Annotated in this window: 15 protein-coding genes and 1 tRNA gene; 14 read left to right on the top strand and 2 right to left on the bottom strand. The window is 72.6% G+C overall.

Going from position 1 to position 19,138, the window contains the following annotated elements:
- Positions 1 to 23: 23 nt before the first annotated feature.
- The 4 genes from der (at position 24) to AAEP86_RS10035 (ending at position 3,782) form a co-directional block, all read left to right on the top strand.
- The gene (gene der, locus AAEP86_RS10020; RefSeq protein WP_420370386.1) at positions 24 to 1,541 is read left to right on the top strand and encodes a ribosome biogenesis GTPase Der; all 1,518 of its coding nucleotides are present in this window, start codon (positions 24 to 26) and stop codon (positions 1,539 to 1,541) included.
- Positions 1,542 to 1,561: 20 nt separating this feature from the next.
- A complete protein-coding gene (locus AAEP86_RS10025; protein WP_420370387.1) occupies positions 1,562 to 2,200 on the top strand; it encodes a hypothetical protein in 639 nt (212 codons plus the stop codon).
- A 90-nt stretch (positions 2,201 to 2,290) separates the two neighbouring features.
- Positions 2,291 to 2,812: a hypothetical protein gene (locus AAEP86_RS10030; protein ID WP_420370388.1), complete on the top strand. Its 522-nt coding sequence runs from the start codon at positions 2,291 to 2,293 to the stop codon at positions 2,810 to 2,812.
- 94 nt (positions 2,813 to 2,906) lie between these two features.
- Positions 2,907 to 3,782 (top strand): oxidoreductase, encoded by an 876-nt coding sequence (locus AAEP86_RS10035; RefSeq protein WP_420370389.1) that lies wholly within the window; start codon positions 2,907 to 2,909, stop codon positions 3,780 to 3,782.
- Between the two features lie 16 nt (positions 3,783 to 3,798).
- Here AAEP86_RS10035 and AAEP86_RS10040 read toward each other — a convergent pair whose 3' ends face one another.
- Both AAEP86_RS10040 and AAEP86_RS10045 read right to left on the bottom strand, forming a co-directional pair.
- On the bottom strand, positions 3,799 to 5,946 hold the full coding sequence (locus AAEP86_RS10040) for a RecQ family ATP-dependent DNA helicase (protein WP_420370390.1): 2,148 nt from the start codon (positions 5,944 to 5,946) through the stop codon (positions 3,799 to 3,801).
- Between the two features lie 85 nt (positions 5,947 to 6,031).
- On the bottom strand, positions 6,032 to 7,504 hold the full coding sequence (locus AAEP86_RS10045; RefSeq protein WP_420370391.1) for a hypothetical protein: 1,473 nt from the start codon (positions 7,502 to 7,504) through the stop codon (positions 6,032 to 6,034).
- Between the two features lie 70 nt (positions 7,505 to 7,574).
- On the opposite strand from AAEP86_RS10045, the gene AAEP86_RS10050 reads away from it, so the two are divergent.
- The 10 genes from AAEP86_RS10050 to AAEP86_RS10095 all read left to right on the top strand — a co-directional run bounded on the left by AAEP86_RS10050 (position 7,575) and on the right by AAEP86_RS10095 (position 19,032).
- Entirely contained in the window at positions 7,575 to 8,399 is an 825-nt protein-coding gene (locus AAEP86_RS10050; RefSeq protein WP_420370392.1) for an endonuclease/exonuclease/phosphatase family protein, read from the top strand.
- Positions 8,396 to 8,992: a hypothetical protein gene (locus AAEP86_RS10055; protein WP_420370393.1), complete on the top strand. Its 597-nt coding sequence runs from the start codon at positions 8,396 to 8,398 to the stop codon at positions 8,990 to 8,992. The genes AAEP86_RS10050 and AAEP86_RS10055 overlap by 4 nt, the downstream gene beginning before the upstream one ends.
- A 113-nt stretch (positions 8,993 to 9,105) precedes the next feature.
- Positions 9,106 to 9,179 (top strand) — tRNA-Pro (locus AAEP86_RS10060).
- A 152-nt stretch (positions 9,180 to 9,331) separates the two neighbouring features.
- Entirely contained in the window at positions 9,332 to 10,225 is an 894-nt protein-coding gene (locus AAEP86_RS10065; RefSeq protein ID WP_420370394.1) for a LysR family transcriptional regulator, read from the top strand.
- A 147-nt stretch (positions 10,226 to 10,372) separates the two neighbouring features.
- Entirely contained in the window at positions 10,373 to 11,899 is a 1,527-nt protein-coding gene (locus AAEP86_RS10070) for an APC family permease (RefSeq protein ID WP_420370395.1), read from the top strand.
- Positions 11,896 to 13,047 (top strand): zinc-binding dehydrogenase, encoded by a 1,152-nt coding sequence (locus AAEP86_RS10075; protein WP_420370396.1) that lies wholly within the window; start codon positions 11,896 to 11,898, stop codon positions 13,045 to 13,047. Before AAEP86_RS10070 ends, AAEP86_RS10075 begins: the two co-directional genes overlap by 4 nt.
- Complete coding sequence (locus tag AAEP86_RS10080) at positions 13,044 to 14,405, top strand: NAD-dependent succinate-semialdehyde dehydrogenase (protein ID WP_420370397.1); 1,362 nt, start codon at positions 13,044 to 13,046, stop codon at positions 14,403 to 14,405. Before AAEP86_RS10075 ends, AAEP86_RS10080 begins: the two co-directional genes overlap by 4 nt.
- Positions 14,406 to 14,659: 254 nt before the next feature.
- Entirely contained in the window at positions 14,660 to 15,769 is a 1,110-nt protein-coding gene (locus AAEP86_RS10085; protein ID WP_420370398.1) for a fatty acid desaturase family protein, read from the top strand.
- 11 nt (positions 15,770 to 15,780) lie between these two features.
- Positions 15,781 to 15,990, top strand: coding sequence for a cold-shock protein (locus AAEP86_RS10090; protein ID WP_420370399.1), 210 nt, complete (start codon positions 15,781 to 15,783; stop codon positions 15,988 to 15,990).
- A gap of 264 nt (positions 15,991 to 16,254) precedes the next feature.
- Positions 16,255 to 19,032: an alpha/beta fold hydrolase gene (locus AAEP86_RS10095; RefSeq protein WP_420370400.1), complete on the top strand. Its 2,778-nt coding sequence runs from the start codon at positions 16,255 to 16,257 to the stop codon at positions 19,030 to 19,032.
- Positions 19,033 to 19,138 lie beyond the last annotated feature (106 nt).

Raw genomic sequence — 19,138 nt, forward strand, 5'->3', positions numbered from 1 at the left:
CGGGTCGCCGGCAAGGAACCCACATGGCGCAGCTCGACAACGACCACGACGACTTCCCCCAGTACGACGACGCCCTCGGGGAGCGGCTCGCCGGGCTCGACGAGGCCGAGGCCGAGCAGCGGGCCACCGCGCTCCGCGCCGGCCTCGAGGACTACGAGCTCGACGAGGAGGACGTCGCCCTCCTCGAAGCAGGCCAGCTCGGCACGGACGGCATCACCTACCTGCCGGCCTACCCGGTCCTCGCGATCGTCGGCCGTCCGAACGTCGGCAAGTCCGCGCTGGTCAACCGCATCCTCGGCCGCCGCGAGGCCGTCGTGCAGGACGTCCCCGGCGTCACGCGTGACCGCGTCTCCTACAAGGCCGACTGGAACGACAAGCGGTTCACCCTCGTCGACACCGGCGGCTGGGAACCCGACGCGCAGGGCATCAACGCCTCGGTCGCCGCCCAGGCCGAGGTCGCGATCGACCTCGCCGACGCCGTGCTCTTCGTCGTCGACGTCACGGTCGGCATCACCGCCACCGACGAGCACGTCGTGAAGATGCTCCGCGGCACCGACCGCCCGGTCATCGTCGTCGCGAACAAGTCCGACGACGACCGCCGCGACCTCGACGCGTACGAGCTCTGGAACCTCGGTCTCGGCGAGCCGCACCCGGTGTCCGCCCTGCACGGTCGCGGGGTCGCGGACCTGCTCGACCTCATCGTGAAGACGCTGCCCGACACGTCGGCGGTCGCCAAGCAGGAGGTCGGCGGTCCCCGCCGCGTGGCCATCCTCGGCCGGCCGAACGTCGGCAAGAGCTCGCTGCTCAACAAGGCGGCGGGCGAAGAGCGCGTCGTCGTGAACGACCTCGCCGGCACCACCCGCGACCCGGTGGACGAGCAGATCGAACTCGGCGGCAAGGTCTGGCGCTTCGTCGACACCGCCGGCATCCGGAAGCGCGTGCACCTGCAGCAGGGCGCCGACTTCTACGCGTCGCTCCGCACCACGGCGGCGCTCGAGAAGGCCGAGGTCGCGGTCGTCGTCCTCGACGTCACCGAGCCCATCTCGGTGCAGGACCTCCGCATCATCGACCTGGTCCTCGAGTCCGGCCGCGCCCTCGTGCTCGCCTACAACAAGTGGGACCTGCTCGACGACGACCGCCGCCGGTACCTCGAGCGCGAGATCGAGCAGGACCTCGCGCACGTGGCGTGGGCCCCGCGCGTCAACATGTCCGCGCGCACCGGTCGCCACCTCGAGAAGCTGGTGCCGGCGCTCGAGACGGCGCTCGAGTCGTGGGACACCCGCATCCCGACGGGCAAGGTCAACGCGTTCATCGCCGAGCTCGTGCAGGAGCACCCGCACCCCGTGCGCGGTGGCAAGCAGCCCCGCATCCTGTTCGGCACGCAGGCCTCGAGCCAGCCGCCGACGTTCGTGCTCTTCACGACCGGCTTCCTCGACCCGCAGTACCGACGGTTCATCACCCGCCGGCTCCGCGAGGTCTGGGGCTTCTCGGGGACGCCGATCAACGTCAACATGCGGGTGCGCGAGCGCCGCAAGCGCTGAGACGGGCCGGGGGAGCGGACGTGACGGGGGCAGGGCGACGGTGGCTGACGGCCGTCGTCGCCCTGCTCGCGCTCGTCGCGGGTGTCATCGCGTGGGACGCGATCCAGACGGAGCGACGGAGCAGCGACGCGCAGCCGGTGGTCACGGGCGAGACCGCGACGCCGCGACCGGTGAGCGGTGACGCGCTCGCCCCGTCGAACCGGCTCGGTGCGCCGGTCCCCGCCGTGCCGGTCGACCCAGGGGTGCAGGACGACGACTCCCCGATCGCGCCGTGGTGGCAACGGGTCCCACCGGTCGAGGGCGACCTCGTGCCGATCAACCGGCTGGCGACGGGCCACGTGCGGATCGATCGTGGCGACGGAGGCCTGCAGATCACGTTCGAGCACCTGCGCGTCGCGACGCCGGACGAGGAGGTACGGAACCTCCGGGTCGTCCTGTCCGCGGGCGTCGTCGTGGGGGAGCGTCGCGGGTACTGGTCCGAGCGTGGCGAGCCCTACACCCTGTCAGATCTCCCGATCGGCGACCTCCCGGACGGCGGTCTGGTGTCCATCACGTTCCAGCCGACGACCGACATGCCCCCCGACGTCCGCTCGGTGATCCTCTTCGACGCCGACACGGGGGAGCTCCTCGGCGGCGCGGCACTCTTCCCCGTCGACTGAGCGGCAACGGGAGACGTCCGCGGTGAGCGGGCATCCCCATCGCGGGCCGCGGGTGTCGGACCCACGGCCCGGATGCGGCACGATGGACCTGTGACGCAGCAGAACGACGGGATCGGTGCCCTCGCCGACCGTCTGTGGTGTCGGATGCGGCTCGACCGTCTCGCCGGCGGACGGCAGGGCGGGTACGTCGTCCGCGAGGACATGCTCGAGCACCCGGACACCGTCCGCTCGTTCCGGTGGATCCGGTGGCTCCTCGTCGCGGAGACCGTCGTCGGCCTCGCCGCGATCGTGGTCGCCGTCGTGCTCACGCACGCGGGGCAGACGGTCCCGTGGGCGGTGTGGTTCCGGGCGACCGTGGTGCTGCTCATCACCCTGACGCTCTACGTCTTCGCGTGGCGGGCGCAGCTCGGCTACTACTGGGCGTACCAGCGCATGCGGCTGTTCAGCCGGATCTTCCCGATCGTGACGCTCGTGGTCGCGGCCGTCCCGGGCCTCTACCCGTTCTGGATGGTGATCGAGCAGATCGTGTTCTCGCTGCTCATGATCGGCATCGGGGACGTGCTGACCACCGACCACATGCGCGCCGCGTTCCCGAGACCCGTACGGCGGTAGGCGGGCGGTCCAACCGGGCCTCGTCCTGGTACTCGCGGTCCCAGGGACGCACAGTGCCTGCCGCCACGCTCGGAAGAGGCGCATCGTGGTGGACATGACCGAAACGACCCTCCCCGGCGGCACCTACCGCCTCGCCGACGACCTCGAACTCACCCGTGTCGGGTACGGCGCCATGCAGCTGGCCGGACCCGGCGTCTTCGGGCCGCCGACGGACCACGACGAGGCCGTGCGCGTCCTCCGCACCGTCGTCGAGCTCGGGATCACCCACATCGACACCTCGGACTTCTACGGTCCGCACGTCACCAACGAGATCATCCGCGAGGCACTCCACCCCTACGCCGACGGACTGCACCTCGTCACGAAGGTCGGCGCTCGGCGGGACGCCGAGGGCGGGTGGCCGCACGCCCGTGAGCCGCACGAGCTCGTCGAGCAGGTGCACGACAACCTCCGGAACCTCGGGCTCGAGCAGCTCGACGTCGTCAACCTCCGCATGGGCGGCTTCGACGCGCCCGAGCCGGGCAGCATCGCCCCGCAGTTCGAGGCGCTCGCCGAACTCCAGCAGCAGGGACTCGTGAAGCACCTCGGCCTGTCCACCGTGAACGCCGAGCAGCTCGCCGAGGCGCAGGGCATCGCACCGGTCGTGTGCGTCCAGAACCTCTACAACGTGGCGCGTCGCGAGGACGAGGCCATGGTGGAGCTCACCGCGTCGCAGGGCATCGCCTACGTGCCGTACTTCCCGCTCGGCGGGTTCTCGCCGATCCAGTCCGGCGCGCTCGACGCCGTGGCGGCGCGGCTCGAGGTGTCCCGGTTGACGGTCGCGTTGTCGTGGCTGCTGCAGCGCTCGCCGAACATGCTGCTCATCCCGGGCACCTCGTCGGTGGCGCACCTGCGCGACAACGTGGCGTCCGCGGGGTTCGTCCTGCCCGAGGACGCGCTCGCCGAGCTCGACGCGATCGGGAGCGCGGCCTAGCCCGCGCCGGCCGGGGTCAGGCGACCGTCGCCAGCGCGAACGGCAGCACCGCAGCCGCCCCGGCGCGCCGGAGCTCCCGGCCGGCGACGGTCATCGTCCACCGGCTGTCGACCAGGTCGTCGACCAGGAGCACCGGCCCCTCGTGCGACCGCAGGGCCGCGGCCAGGTCCGGTCCGACCGAGAAGGTGTCCCACACGCCCGACAGGCGGTAGGCGCTGTTCGTCGCGCCGTCACCGCGTGGCGTCCCGCCGTCGCGGTCGAGCGTGCCGAGGAACTGCAGCCGACCGATCGAGGACAGCGCCTGGGCGAGCGAGCCGACGAGCTCGGGTCGGGATCGCGACGACATCGCCACGACGCCGGTCGGCCGGGTCTCCCAGGGCCAGTCCTTCAGCGCCCGGACGCAGCCGTCGACCAGCGAGCGGGTGATCGGTGCGTCGGGCGTCGCCGGGGCGAACAGCGCCCGGAGCGGGCCGCCCCAGCCGAGGTCCGTCAGGCGGGCGACGGCGCGGCCCGGCTGCACGAGCTCGTCCGGACCGATCTTGCCGCGCACCGGCACCCCGAGCGCGGACATCCCCGACGGCCACTGGGCCCGCGGCGCGATCTCGACGCCCACCGTGTCGAGCGCGGCGGCCGCCCCCGCGGCGTCGGTGTCCGACACGGACGCCGGGAACCAGGCACCGGCGCAGTTGTCGCAGCGACCGCAGGGCTCCGCCGACGGGTCGTCGAGGTCCTGCTGCAGGAGCTGCATGCGGCACTGCGAGGTCGACTCGTAGTCGAGCATCGACGCCGCCTCGGCGGATCGGGCCGCGGCGACGCGCTCGTAGCGGGGCGCGTCGTACTCCCACGGCTGCCCGGTGGCGACCCAGCCGCCGGCGACCCGGCGGACGGCGCCGTCGACGTCGAGCACCTTGAGCAGGAGCTCCAGTGTCGACCGCTTGATGTCGACGAGTCCCTCGAGCGCGACGGTGGACATCGCGGTGTCCGTGGACAGGGCCTGCAACACCGCTGCCGCGCGCGACTCGGTCGGCATCGAGGCGCTCGCGAAGTACTGCCAGATCTCGCGGTCCTCCGTGCCGGGCAACAGCAGCACGTCGGCGTTGTCGGTGGCACGGCCGGCACGACCGATCTGCTGGTAGTACGCGACGGGGGAGGACGGCGCGCCCACGTGCACGACGAACCCGAGGTCGGGCTTGTCGAAGCCCATGCCGAGCGCGCTCGTGGCGACGAGGGCCTTCAGCTCGTTGCCCTTGAGCTGGTGCTCGAGCTGTTCGCGTTCCTCGGTGTCGGTGCGCCCGGTGTACGCCCGGACGGCGTACCCGTTGTCGCGCAGGAGCCGCGCGATGTCCTCGGCCGCCGAGACCGTCAGCGTGTAGATGATCCCGCTGCCCGGCAGGTCGCCGAGGTGCGCGAGCAGCCACCCGAGGCGTTGCCGGGCGTCGGGCAGCGTCAGGACGCCCAGGCGGAGCGATGCCCGCGCGAGCGATCCGCGGATCGTGAACACCGGGTCGGCCGGGCCGGCGGTGAGCTGTTCGGCGACGTCCTCGACGACGCGTTCGTTCGCCGTCGCCGTCGTGGCCAGGACGGGCACGCCGTGCGGCAGCGACCGGATGAGCTCGGCGAGACGCCGGTAGTCGGGGCGGAAGTCGTGGCCCCAGTCCGAGATGCAGTGTGCCTCGTCGACGACGAGCATGCCCATCCGGGCGATCAGCGTCGGCATCTGCTCGTCGCGGAACCGCGGGTTGTTCAGGCGTTCGGGGGACACGAGGAGGACGTCCACCTCGTCGCGGGCGAGCGCCGCCTGGGTGTCCGCCCACTCGTGCGCGTTCGCGGAGTTGATCGACACGGCGCGGACACCGGCACGGGCTGCGGCGGCGACCTGGTCACGCATCAGGGCGAGGAGCGGGGAGACGAGCACCGTCGGCCCGCCCCCGCGGCGCCGGAGCAGCAGCGTGGCGAGGAAGTACACGGCGGACTTGCCCCATCCGGTGCGCTGCACGACGAGCGCGCGCTGCCGGTGTTCGACGAGCGCCGAGATGGCCTCGAGCTGACCCGGGTGGAAGACCGCGTCCGACCGCCCGGTCAGCGCGGCGAGGGCCTGCTGCGCCTCGGCAGCGATGTCCGCGGACGGCGGGACGACGGGCGGAGCGGCAGCGGGGGAGTCCATGCCCCCATGCTGTCAGCACCGACCGACGGTCCGCAGCCACCGCCTCCGGGCTGTGGAGTCGGGCTCCACCACCCGGCGGCGCGGGCTACTGGTACGTGATCAACGCCGGCGCCGGTGCGACCTCGGCCATCGTCTGCCGCGGTGTCAGCATCGGCGTGTCCTCGTCGAAGAAGTTCTTCCAGCCCCAGTGCACCCCCGCCGGCGCGTCGACGTGCAACGCCTTCCAGGTGGCCTGCTTGTCCGGCTGGGAGCCCTGCCCGTCGACGTGGATGAGCAGGTCCAGCTCCGGGTGCGACTCCAGCGCGGCGCGGTCCTGGATCATCGACAGCCGGAACTGGTGCAGCACGAGGGCCTTCGGTGGCAGCCCCTCGGACCTGACGAGCTCCGCCAGCCACGAGGACACCGCGTTCACCTCGGAGGCCGTGACGCTCCCGATCTGCCGGAGCGGCACCTGGTCCGCCGTCAGCCGCCACTCCGGGTCGAGGGCCAGCCACACGCCCGGCTTCGACAGCAGCGACTCGTACCGCTTCGCCTGGGACAGGAAGTCGGAGCGACCGGGCTGCAGGTCGAGGACCACCGGCATCCCGGCGTCGTGCGCGGCGTCGACGTACGGTTCCAACGCGGACGCCGGCAGCTCGGTCGAGTAGTCGCCGTCGGCCCCCGCGTCCCCCGCCGCGACGGTCGCGATGACCTCCATCGCCGGCGTGACGGGCGTGGCGCTCAGCCCGTCGTACTCCGCCGCGACGGACCGTGCGCGTCGCACGGTCGCCTCGGGGTCCTGCTCGCCGAGCACCCCCAGCGAGGGCGCGCCGGGAGCCCCGTACAGCGCGACGTACCGGTGTCCGTCGAAGGGCCGCTGGCCGCCGTGCGGCAGCTGCCACCCGCCCTCGGCGGCGCGGACGGTCCACCCGGGGTCCGGCAGCGCCGCGAACGCCCGGCCGACCAGCACGGTCGGGTGGTCCCGCTCCTCGTGCAGCGCGCGGACCACGCCGGACGAGGCCGCCGGGTCGGTCACGCCCTCCGGCATCCGCACGACACGTGCTCCGGCCGCTTCCGCGGTCCCCACGACGGCGGCGTCGGCGGTCGGGTCCGCCACCACGACGGTCGCCGACCGGGAGGCGCGGCTCGTCCCGGGCGCGTCGGCCCGGTCCGGTGCGTCCCGCTCCGGCACGTCGGTGTCGACGGAGACCCCGCCCTCGGCCTGGTACCAGTCCGCGCCGAGGCGGTGCAGCTCGCGGGCGACCCCGCGGCCGTCCTCGTCCGCGAGCAGCACCGGGACGTGGGCTGCGGCGCCGGCGCTCGCCGCCCGTCGGATCGACGCCGGGTCGTCCTGCGGTGCGACGACGGCGCCGGGAGCCGAGGCGAACAGTGCCCGACTCGCGCGGACCGACCGGTCCGCGGCGTCGTGCTGCGCGGCGACGGTCACCGTGTCGGCGGACGCCGCCGCGAGCGTCGGCCGTGGCTCGGTGCCGTCGGCGGACGTGCACCCGGCGGCCCCGAGGAGCAGTCCGGAGACCGAGAGCGCGAGCAGGACACGGGAGGTGGGGCCGGAACGCATCGGGCCACCCTACGAGCCGTCCGGAGAGGTCCCTGGGAATCCGACGGGTGTCGTCTCGTAGACAGGACGCATGCCCGACGACGACCGCCCGGTGATCGGCGCGGTGCAGCCGCCCGAGGTGCACTGCATGACCCTCAACGTCCGACGCCGCGTCCCACGGCCGACCGGGCACCCGGACGCCTGGGAACGTCGGCGGGACGCCGTGGCCGCGCTCGTCACCTCCGAAGCGCCCACCGTCCTCGCCGTCCAGGAGGCGCTGCCCACCCAGGCGGACGAGCTCACCGCCGCGCTCGGACCGCGCTGGGAACCGGTGCTGGTCGGCCGGGGCGTCCGCGGCGGTGGCGAGCAGGTCGGGTTGTTCCTCGACCGCGAGCGCCTGGAGGTCCTCGAGCGCCGGTCCTGGGCGCTCTCCCGCCGACCGCACCGCCCCGGGTCGCGGTCCTGGGCGACGTCCTTCCCGCGGCACGCGGTCGCCGCGGTCGTCCGGGACCGCTCGACGGGCACCCGGTTCACCGCCGTCGCGACCCACCTCGACGTGCTCTCGCCCTGGGCGCGACTGCGGTCCGCGGAACTCCTCGGACGCATCGTCCGTGACCGCGGCCTGCCCGGCGTGGTCATGGCGGACTGGAACAGTCCGGCGGGCTCCGCCCCCTGGCGAGCACTGGCGGACGCAGGCGTCGTCGACAGCTGGAGCCGCGCCTCCCGGCAGGTCGGCGACCCCGTCGGGACGTACCCGCACTACGCGGAGCCACGTGTCGGTGGCCGGCGCATCGACGGCGTCCTCGTGACGACGGACGCGACCGTCGACCGGGTCGCGGTGGACGTCCGGCGCCCCGGCGGCGTGTGGCCGTCGGACCACGCCGCGGTGCACGCCGTCGTGCGGTGGGCGTCGTGATCGCCACGCTCGGGCCGACGTTCCTGCGGCCGACGTTCCTCGTCGCCGACGTCGTGCGTGCGCTCACCCTGGTGAGCCTGGTCGTCGCCTCGATCGGGTGGGGCGGGACGGCGTTCCCGGTGATGGCGTTGTCGCTCCTCGGCGTCGTCGTGCCGCGGATGCTCGGACTCCGTCCGGCGTTCGACGTGCTCGTCTGCGTGCTCGTGCTCGTCGCCGGGTGGTCGAGCGTCTTCGAGTGGTACACCTCGCTGTTCCTCTGGGACAAGTTCTTCCACGTCGTGCTCACGGGGCTGCTCGCGGCGGTGCTCTACGTCATCGGGTCCGACCTGCGGGCCGTCGCCGCGCCGTCGGAGGAACCCCGGGTGGTCGTCGCGGTCCTCGCCCTCGCCGCCGGGCTGGCGATCGGTGCCGTGTGGGAGATGGGGGAGTGGCTCGGCCACAACTTCGTCGACTCGGCGATCTACGTCGGGTACGACGACACGATCGGCGACCTCGCGGCGGACGGCGCCGGCGGGTTGCTGATCGGGTTCGGGCTCCCGTGGCTGTCGGCCAGGCGGACCGTGCTGCGGCCGGGCGAGCGACTCCCGCGCTGACCGGGCCGCTCGCGCGACTCGCCGTGGCACTCGAGGGGTCCGGCGTCCGCTATGCTGGTCGGGTTGCTCCGCGCTCCGGTCGGACGCGGGTGACGTGAGCTCCTCGGGGCTCGCGGGCTGTGGCGCAGCTTGGTAGCGCACTTGACTGGGGGTCAAGGGGTCGCAGGTTCAAATCCTGTCAGCCCGACCGACACAACCCCGGCGGAACCTCGGCTCCGCCGGGGTTGTCGCATGTCCAGGCAGGGCATGTCCAGGCAGGGCATGTTCGGGCTGGGATCGGCGACGCGGCGCGGGCGGGGATCGGGCAGCGTGTGGAGCCCGCCGCCGTAGTATCCGGCTGTGACCCTGACCCAGCTCCGGACGCTCCTGGTGATCGCCACCGCCGGGTCCTTCTCCGCCGCGGCCGTCCAGCTCGGGATGGCCCAGCCCTCCGTGTCCGAACTCGTCAAGCGGATGGAGGAGACCTACGGCGTCCGCCTGTTCCACCGGAGCAGCCGTGGCCTCGTCCTCACGCCGGCGGGCGAGGCGCTCATGCCGCACGCGCAGCGAGCCGTCGAGGCCGCGGACGCCGCGGACCGCGCCCTGCGCGACCTGACCAGCCTGCAGGGCGGTGTCGCGACCTTCGGCCTGCTCCGGAACGCGAACTACTACTTCCTGTCCCGCCTGCTCGACCGCTTCCACGCCCAGTACCCCGAGGTCCGGTTGCGGGTGATCGGGCTGAACTCGGTGGAGGTCGCCGAGGCCGTCGCCGCGGGGGAGCTCGAAGCCGGCCTCGTGGTCCTGCCGATCGACGCGGAGTCGCTCGAGGTGACGCCGTTGCGTCGGGACGACGTCCTGTTCGCCTCCGCCGACCCGGCGAAGACCGCGCGACCGGTCACGATCGAGGACCTCGCCGCCACCGACCTCGTCCTCTACGACGCCCACTACGGCTGGCGCGACCCCACCCGACGCCAGCTCGCCGAACGCGCTCAACTCGCCGGCGTCTCGCTCCTGCCCCGCATCGAGGTGGAACACATCGACTCAGCCCTCGACCTCGTCGCCCGGGGCGCAGGCGACACGATCGTCTCCGGCGCCGTCGCCGCGGGCCGGACGTTCCCCGCGGGCGTGCACACCGTCCCGTTCGCCGATCCGCTGTACGACACCATCGCCCTCGTCCAACGCGCCGGCGTCCCGCTCTCACCCGCCACCCGCGAACTGGCGCAGCTCGCACGCACCATGCTGCTGGAGCGCTGAGGCCCGTCCCGGTGCTCGTGGCCGCCCTGCATCGGACCATAGGGGAACCCGATGGATGAGCATGGTCAAGCCGCAGTTGTCCTATCCCCGCACCGGTCCTAGGCTCTCGACCACCCCAACGACGACGCAGTCCGGAACGAGGCCACGATGAGCAACGCAGACGAGGACGGGCAACTCCACCGTCTCGGGTACGTCCAGCAACTGAACCGCTCGGTCGGGGGTGTCTCCTCGTTCTTCCTCGGCTTCTCCGTGATCAGTGCGACGACCGCCGTGTTCTCGGGGTTCGGGTTCGGACTGTCCACGGCCGGGCCGGCGTTCGTGTGGACGTTCCCGCTCGCCGCCCTGGTGTTCTTCGTGTGGGCGGCCATCGCCGCCGACCTCGTCAGCAAGCTCCCGCTGTCCGGGTACGCGTACCAGTGGACGAGCCGGCTGGTCGGCCCCGGTCTCGGGTGGTTCACCGGCTTCGCCGGGGCCGTCGGCTTCATCAGCGGGTTCACCGGGGTCGCGTACGTGATGGCCGGGTACCTCGGCAGCCTGTTCGGGATCACGCTGAGCACGGCCGCGCAGATCTGGGTCTGCATCGCGATCGTCCTGCTCTGCGTCGTGATCAACGTCTACGGCGTCCGCCTCGCCACCGTCCTGAACAACGTCGGCGTCGGTCTGGAACTGCTCGTGACGCTCGGTGCGACCGTCTTCATCGCCGTGGTGACGTTCACCGGCGACGACCACCAGGCGGTCGGCTTCCTGTTCTCGTCGAACGGCCCCGGCGGGACGTCCCCCTACGTCGTGCTCTGGCTGACGTCGAGCCTCGGGTGCATCTTCGGGCTGCTCGGCGTCGAAGCCGCCGCCGACGTCGCGGAGGAGACCAAGAACGCCCGGCGGACCATCCCACGGACCATGTTCCTCGCCCTGGGCACGGCGGCGGTGATCGAGTTCTTCATGTACATCGTGTTCCTGCTCGCGATCAAGGACCCGTCGAGCCTGACGGACAGCTCGTCGCCGATCGCGGACATCATCGCCCAGCAGGTGTCGCCCTGGTTCTCGAAGGTGGTCGTCGCCGTCGCGCTGACGAACATCCTCGTCTGCGTCCTCGCCAACATGCTCGTCGCCACCCGGGTCGTCTTCGCGATGGGGCGCGGCAACATGCTGCCCGGGTCCTCGTGGCTCCGGCACGTGTCGCCGAAGTACCGGGTCCCGACGCACGCCGTGTGGGCGACCGGCATCATCGCCGTCCTGCTGCTGGCGTCGGCGTTCGCCAACGCCCAGGCGTTCTCCTACATCATCGGCATGTCGGCGCTCGGGTACTTCACGGTCTACGTCATCACGACCGTCGGACTCGTCATCGCACGACGCCACGGTCGCATCCCCGCCGCCGAGGACGGGACCTTCGACCTCGGACGGCTGCGCCTGCCGATGTACGTCGTCGGGCTCGTGCTCTTCGGAGCGGTGCTCGCGGCCCTGCTCTTCCTGCCGGACTTCCGGCCGAACGCGATCGTCTTCGTCATCGCCATGGCCCTCTCGGCGATCTGGTACGTCGTCCGGTTGCGCGCCCGCATCCGCAGGGGGAACGCCGGACCGGCCTACGCCATGGCCGTCCGCGACACCGGGGTCCTCCCGGTCGTCACCACCGACGACGGCCACGGCGGCCGCCAGAACGAATCGGAGCCCGTGTGAGAGCAGTCGTCTACCGTCAGCAGAGCGAACCCGTCCGCGTCGAGGACGTCCGGTTGGCCCCGCCGGGTCCGGGGGAGGTCGAGGTCCGGATCGCCGCGGCCGGGGTCTGCCACTCCGACCTCCACGTGCGCCACGGGGACTGGGACCTGCCGGTGCCGCTGGTGATGGGCCACGAGGGCAGCGGGGTCGTCACCCGGACCGGGGCGGGTGTGGAGGACCTCGAGGTCGGCGACCACGTCGTGCTGTCCTGGGTCGCCCCGTGCGGGCGGTGCCGCAACTGCCTCGCCGGGCGACCGGTGCGGTGCTCGGTCGCCGCGGGGACGGTCGCGCTCGGCGGGACCCTGAACGACGGCACCACGCGCCTGTCGGACGACGCGGGCCCGATCCACCACTACCTCGGCACGTCGGTCTTCGCGGAGCGCGCCGTCGTCCCCGCGTCCGGAGCCATCAAGGTCCGGCGGGACGCCCCGCTCGAGAACGTCTCGATCATCGGCTGCGCGATCGCCACCGGTGTCGGCGCCGTCCGCAACACCGCGCAGGTCCCCGCCGGGGCGACGGTGTCCGTCACCGGGTGCGGCGGGGTCGGGCTGTCCGTGGTGCAGGGCGCGCGGCTGGCCGGTGCGGAGCGGATCGTCGCGATCGACGTCCGACGCGACAAGCTCGAGCTCGCGCGGCGGTTCGGCGCCACCGACACGGTCCTCGTCGAGGACGGGCTCGACGTCGTCGCGGCGACCCGGGCGATCCTGCCGGACGGCGTGGACTTCGCGTTCGACGCGATCGGCCGCTCGGCCGTCACCGAGCAGTGCATCGCGATGCTCGCCATCGGCGGCAGCGCGGTGATCGTCGGCATCCCGCCGGCGGGCACGCGGGTCTCGTTCGAGCCGCAGACGCTCGTCGACCTCGACCAGAGGATCATCGGGTCCAACTACGGCGGCATCACGCCGTCGGAGGACATCCCGTGGCTCGTCGACGAGTACCTGGCCGGACGGCTGTTCGTCGACGAGATGATCAGCGACCGCCGACCGCTCGAGGACGCCGAGGACAGCCTCGTGCGGCTCGGCGAGGGCTCCGCACTGCGCCAGCTGCTCATCCCCGACATGGGTCCCGGAGCAGCCCAGAACCACCACCGATCCGAGGAGGAACGATGACCTACACCGTGACCGACCCAGCCACCGCGACGGTCCACACGACCGTCGAGGACTTCGGCGACGACCAGGTCGAGGCCGCGCTCGCGTCGGCCGCCGACGCGCACCGGACGTGGGGAGCGACGTCGACCGTGGCGGAACGCGCCGGGCTCCTGCACCGGGTCGCCGACCTGCACCGCGAACGCCGCGAGGAGCTCGCCGACCTCATCGTCACCGAGATGGGCAAGGTCCGCGAAGGGGCGCTCGGCGAGGTCGACTTCGCCGCGGACATCATCGACTACTACGCCGACAACGCCGAGCAGATCATGCGCGACCAGCAGCTGGAGATCGCCGGGGACGGCACCGCGGTGATCCGCCGCTCGTCACTGGGGCCGTTGCTCGGGATCATGCCGTGGAACTTCCCGTACTACCAGGTGGCGCGGTTCGCGGCGCCGAACATCGTCATCGGCAATACCGTGCTGCTCAAGCACGCGCCGCAGTGCCCGACCTCGGCAGCGGCCATCGAGCAGATCTACGCGGACGCCGGGTTCCCGACCGGCGTCTACACGAACGTCTTCGTCTCCACCGACCAGGCGGCCGCCATCATCGCCGACCCCCGCGTGCAGGGCGTCTCGCTGACCGGGTCGGAGGCCGCAGGAGCCGCCGTCGCCGAGGTCGCCGGCCGCAACCTCAAGAAGGTCGTCCTCGAACTCGGTGGCTCGGACCCGTTCATCCTGCTGTCGACCGACGACCTGGACACCGTCGTGCAGGCCGCCGTGGACGCCCGGCTCGACAACAGCGGGCAGTCCTGCAACGGGGCCAAGCGCTTCATCGTGGTCGACGACCTCTTCGACCGGTTCGCCGAGGCGTTCACCGCGGGGATGGCCGCCGTGCGCCCGGTCGCGCCGACCGAGCCGGACGCGGTCCTCGGGCCGCTCTCCTCGGAACGGGCGGCCGAGCGGCTCGAGGCGCAGGTGCAGCGCGCGGTCGAGCAGGGCGCACGCGTTCTCACCGGCGGCGGCCGGGACGGTGCGTTCTTCGAACCGACCGTGCTCACCGACGTGACGCCGGACATGGACGTCGCCGGTCAGGAGCTCTTCGGGCCCGCGGCGGTCCTGTACCGCGCCGCCGACGAGGACGAGGCCGTCCGGATCGCGAACGGCACCGGGTACGGCCTCGGGTCGTACCTGTTCACCACCGACCCGGACCAGGCGGAGCGGGTCGCGGACCGGATCGAGGCCGGCATGGTCTACGTCAACCTCGTCCTGGCGGACAGCCCCGAGCTGCCGTTCGGCGGCGTCAAGCGCAGCGGGATCGGCCGGGAGCTCGGCTACCTCGGTGCCGACGAGTTCGTGAACAAGAAGCTGATCCGCACCGCGTGACCGCGGAGCGGTGCACGCGGACGCGTGACAGCGGAGCCGCGAACGCGGAGCACTGAACACGGAGACGTGCCGGACGGGAGGCGCGGTGCCAGCCGGCACCGCGCCTCCCGTCCGCCCGCCGGAACGGGACGTCGACGTAAACCGGACTCCCAGGCGAAACGCCATGTCGAGGCCCTATGGTCGCCCCAAGCGCAATCGCGTGAACTCACTCGCATTGGTTGAAGGACCGATCCGTCAACGGAAGGTCGGTCCTCATGACCACCACTCCGCTCGCGCCGGGTTACACCCGCACTCGTCCCGCCACGGGGGGCCGCACCGGCACCTCCACGTACTCCTCGATCCTCGCCCAGGTGAAGTCCGCCGGCCTCCTGCGCCGTCGCACCGGCTTCTACTGGTCGCTCTTCGGCAGCCTCGTCGGCACCTTCGCCCTCGCCTGGGCGGCCTTCGCGCTGCTCGGCGACTCCTGGTTCCAGCTCATCGTCGCCGGAGCACTCGGCGTCATCTTCACGCAGTTCGCGTTCCTCTCGCACGAGGCCGCGCACCGCCAGGTCTTCGAGTCGCAGCGCTGGAACGACCACGCCGGCCGCTGGCTCGGCACGTTCGCCGTCGGCCTCAGCTACTCGTGGTGGATGAACAAGCACACCCGGCACCACGGCAACCCGAACACCGTCGGCAAGGACCCGGACATCGCGCCGGACGCGATCCGCTTCCTCCCCGAGGACGCCGCGAAGGTCCGCGGTCCGCTGATGAAGACCTTCGTGCGCTTCCAGGGCTGGCTGTTCTTCCCGCTGCTGACGCTCGAGGGCGTCAACCTGCACATCCTCGCCGTGAAGTCGATCGTCACCGGCAACGGCACCAAGGCCGACGTGAAGCACCGCTGGCTCGAGGCCGCGCTGCTCGTCGCCCGCTTCGGCATCTACCTGACGATCGTGTTCTGGTTCCTGCCGTTCGGCATGGCCTGCGCCTTCCTCGGCGTGCAGCTCGCCGTCTTCGGCGTGATGATGGGCGCATCGTTCGCCCCGAACCACAAGGGCATGCCGACCATCGCGCACGACGCCAAGGTCGACTTCTTCTCGCGCCAGGTCCGCACCTCCCGCAACATCCGCGGCGGCTGGTGGGTCTCGTTCCTCATGGGCGGCCTGAACTACCAGGTCGAGCACCACCTCTTCCCGTCGATGCCCCGTCCCGCGCTCAAGCAGGCACGTCTGCTCGTCCGCGACCACTGCGACACCCTCGAGGTGCCGTACACGGAGACGACGCTGCTCCGCTCCTACGGGATCGTCGTGCGGTACCTGAACCGGGTGGGCCTGGCCGCCCGCGACCCGTTCGCCTGCCCGATGGTCGCGCAGCTGCGCATCCACTGAGGGGCGCGCAGATGCCCACCGGAACCGTCAAGTGGTTCGACAGCAGCAAGGGGTTCGGCTTCATCACCCCGGACGACGGGTCGCAGGACCTCTTCGCCCACTTCTCCAGCATCCGGATCACCACCGGGTTGCGGTCCCTCGAGAGCGCCGAGCACGTGCAGTACGTGGTCGGCCCCGGCAAGAAGGGTCCGCAGGCGGACGAGATCGTCGTCATCCGCTGACGCGACCCGGGTCGTGAGCACGACCCACCACCGGACGGGAGGCGCGGTGCCAGCAGGCACCGCGCCTCCCGTCCGTCGTGGGTGCGCGTGACCGTCACGGGGCGCCGCGACACCGCCCGCTGCGGTCCGCAGCGTCCCTGCGCGATCTCGCAGGGTTCGCGCGGCTTCCCGCACCCCCGTCGTCGGCACGGCTCGGCGGAGGTGGACGCCGGGTTACCGTCGGACCGACCACCCGACCGACCCGCAGCATGGTGAGGGGACCACGTGCTCATCTCCACCGATACCCAGTCCACGACGCCCGGATCGCCGCGCCCGGCGGTCGAGGCCGTGATCCCGGACACGTCCCTCCTCGGATCGCTGGCGGAGGTCGCCGAGCGCACCCCCGACGCCCTCGCCGTCACCGACGAGCGCACCGCGATGACCCACCGCGAGCTGTACCGGACCACGAAGGCACTCGGGTCCGTGCTCGACGGTCGGCTCACGCCCGACGACCACACCGGTCGGGGCGTCGGGGTCGAACCCGGCGGCGACTCCGTGCCGGTCGGGGTGATGGTGGCCCACGGTGTCGACTCCGTCGTCGCGATCCTCGGACTGGTGCACGCCGGACGCATCGTCGTCGCGCTCGACCCGTTCCTGCCCGAGGCGCGGCTCCACCACGTGATGACGCTCGCGGGCATCGTCGACGTCGTGGCGGACGCGGAGCACGCCGAACGGGCCGCCGCGCTGGTCGCCGACCCGAGCACGGTCGTGCCGCTCGCCGAGGTCCTCGTCGCGGCCCGCGCCCTCGCCGCCGCGGACGCCGAGATCCCCACGGTCCCGGCCGCCGCCACCCGCGGCGGACGCGACGCCTTCGACATCATCTTCACCTCCGGGTCGACCGGCGCCCCGAAGGGGGTCGTCGTGACGCACCGGCAAGTGCTCCTCGACACCATCGCGCAGCGCTCCTCGTTCCGGCTCGTCCCCGCGGACCGGATCGCGTCGGTCCTGCCGCACGGCTTCGCCGCCGGGCTCATGCTCATGGTGACGGCGCTCCTCGCCGGCGCCTCCGTGCACGTGGCGGACCCGCGTCGCCTCGGCATCGACCGGCTGTCGACCTGGGTGCAGCGCTCCGCACTCACCACGCTGCACACGACGCCGCACCTGGTGCGCTCGCTCGTCGGCGGTCTGGAACCGACGGACGACCGTCTGCGCGGGCTCCGGCTCGTCGCGACCGTGGGCGAGGCCGTCACCGGCACCGACATCGCCGCCGTCCGGCCCCTCCTCGGCGCGACGGCGTCGTTCTTCAACTGGACCGGCTCCAGCGAGACCTGCGTGTACGCCGTCAACGAGATCGCCGCGGGGGACCCGATCCCCGAGCGCAGTGTGCCCTCCGGCCGCATCGTCGTCGGCAAGCGCGTCGAGGTCCGGCGTCCGGACGGTTCGATCGCCGACGTCGGCGAGACCGGCGAGGTCGTCTGCATCTCGGACGCCCTGACCAGCGGCTACTGGGGCGCTCCGGAGCAGACGGCCACGCGCGCCGGCACCGCACCGGACGGCACCCCCACCTGGTCGATCGGCGACCTCGGTCGCTTCGACGAACAGGGCCGGCTGACGCTGCTCGGCCGTGCCGACGACGCCGTGAAGGTGCGCGGGTACCTGGTCGAGCCGAGCGAGGTCGAGGCCGCGCTCCGCACGGTCGACGCCGTGCACGAGGCCGTCGTCATCGCGGTGAAGGCCCCGCCGGCCCCGACGCGGCTCGTCGCCTACGTGGTCACGAGCACGGGCCGACGCTCGCCGTCGCCCGCCGCGATCCGCAAGGCCCTCCGCGACCTGCTGCCGGACTACATGGTGCCGACCAGCATCGTGCCGATGCCCGCACTGCCCCGCAACGAGCGCGGCAAGGTCGACCGCGCGGCACTGCCGGAGGCCCCGGCGCTTGGCACGACCATCGGCGAGGACGGCCAGGCGCTCGCCGAGGACACCTACGACCAGTGGGAGCTCGCCGTCGGACAGATCTGGGCCGAGGTCCTGGGTCTGCCGACCGTCGGGCCGCTCCGGCTGCCGGCCGTCGGCCTCGACAACGACTTCTCCGCCCTCGGCGGCGACTCGCTGTCGGCGGAGGAGCTGCTCGCCGCGGTCAGCGACCGCCTCGGTGTGGAGCTGCCGTCGTCCGAGCTGCTCGAGCACCCGACGCTCCGTACCTTCACCGCACGGATCCGGCAGGGGTCGGCGTCGAGCCCGAGCCACCCGGACATCGTGACGCTCGCACAGTCCTCCGAGGGCACCGGCGACGCGATCTTCTGTGTGGCCGGAGCCGGGGCGTTGGCCCTCACCTACGTCCCGCTCACCCGACGCCTCGGCGACCGCCCGGTCCACGCCTTCCAGCAGCACGGACTCGAGCGGCGCTCGGTGCCGGACTGGAGCATCGCCGCCATGGCCCGCCGTTACATCGAGCTGATGCGCGTCGCACAGCCCCGCGGGCCGTACACGCTCGTCGGGCACTCGTTCGGCGGCCTCGTCGCGATCGAGATGGCAGCGCTCCTGACCGCCGCCGGGCACGAGGTCCGACGCGTCGTCCTGCTCGACACGTACCTGCCCGAGCACGCCGCCGAGCAGGCCGGTTCCGTGGAGTTCGGCGAGCTCGACCTCGGGGGAGCGCACCGACCGGCCCGCAGCGGGGTCGTCCAGGCGATCGCCGACCGGACGAGCGCGTTCCGGAAGCGCGTCGTCGCACCCTTCGGCGAGGTCGGCCGGCACGCCCGTGCGTACGGCGCCGGGATGTTCCGCTGGGACGGCCAGCGGCAGTTCCGCGCCTTCTTCGACCACGCGCTCGTCGTCTCCCGCGGCTGGAAGCCGCCGACCTACGACGGGCCGGTCACCCTGGTCGTCGCCGACGGCAACGAGATGGCCGGCGCGCGCTGGGCACCGTTCCTCCACGGTGACGTCGACGAGGTCCGGATGCACTGCGAGCACAACTCGGTGCTGCGCGAGCCGCACGTCGAGGAGCTCGCGGCGGCGCTCGCCGAGCGCTTCGCCGCGGACGCCGCGCCCGTCCCCGCCTGACCGGCGCCCGGCCGCGGCCCCGGCCCCGCCGGCCCCGGCCCGGCCCGGCGGGCCGCGGGCCGCCGGCCGCACCGAGTCTCGGCCCGGCGGACGTTCCTCGGGTCAC

It is taken from the genome of Curtobacterium sp. L1-20, assembly GCF_048755855.1.
In the GTDB taxonomy this organism is placed as follows: Bacteria; Actinomycetota; Actinomycetes; order Actinomycetales; family Microbacteriaceae; genus Curtobacterium.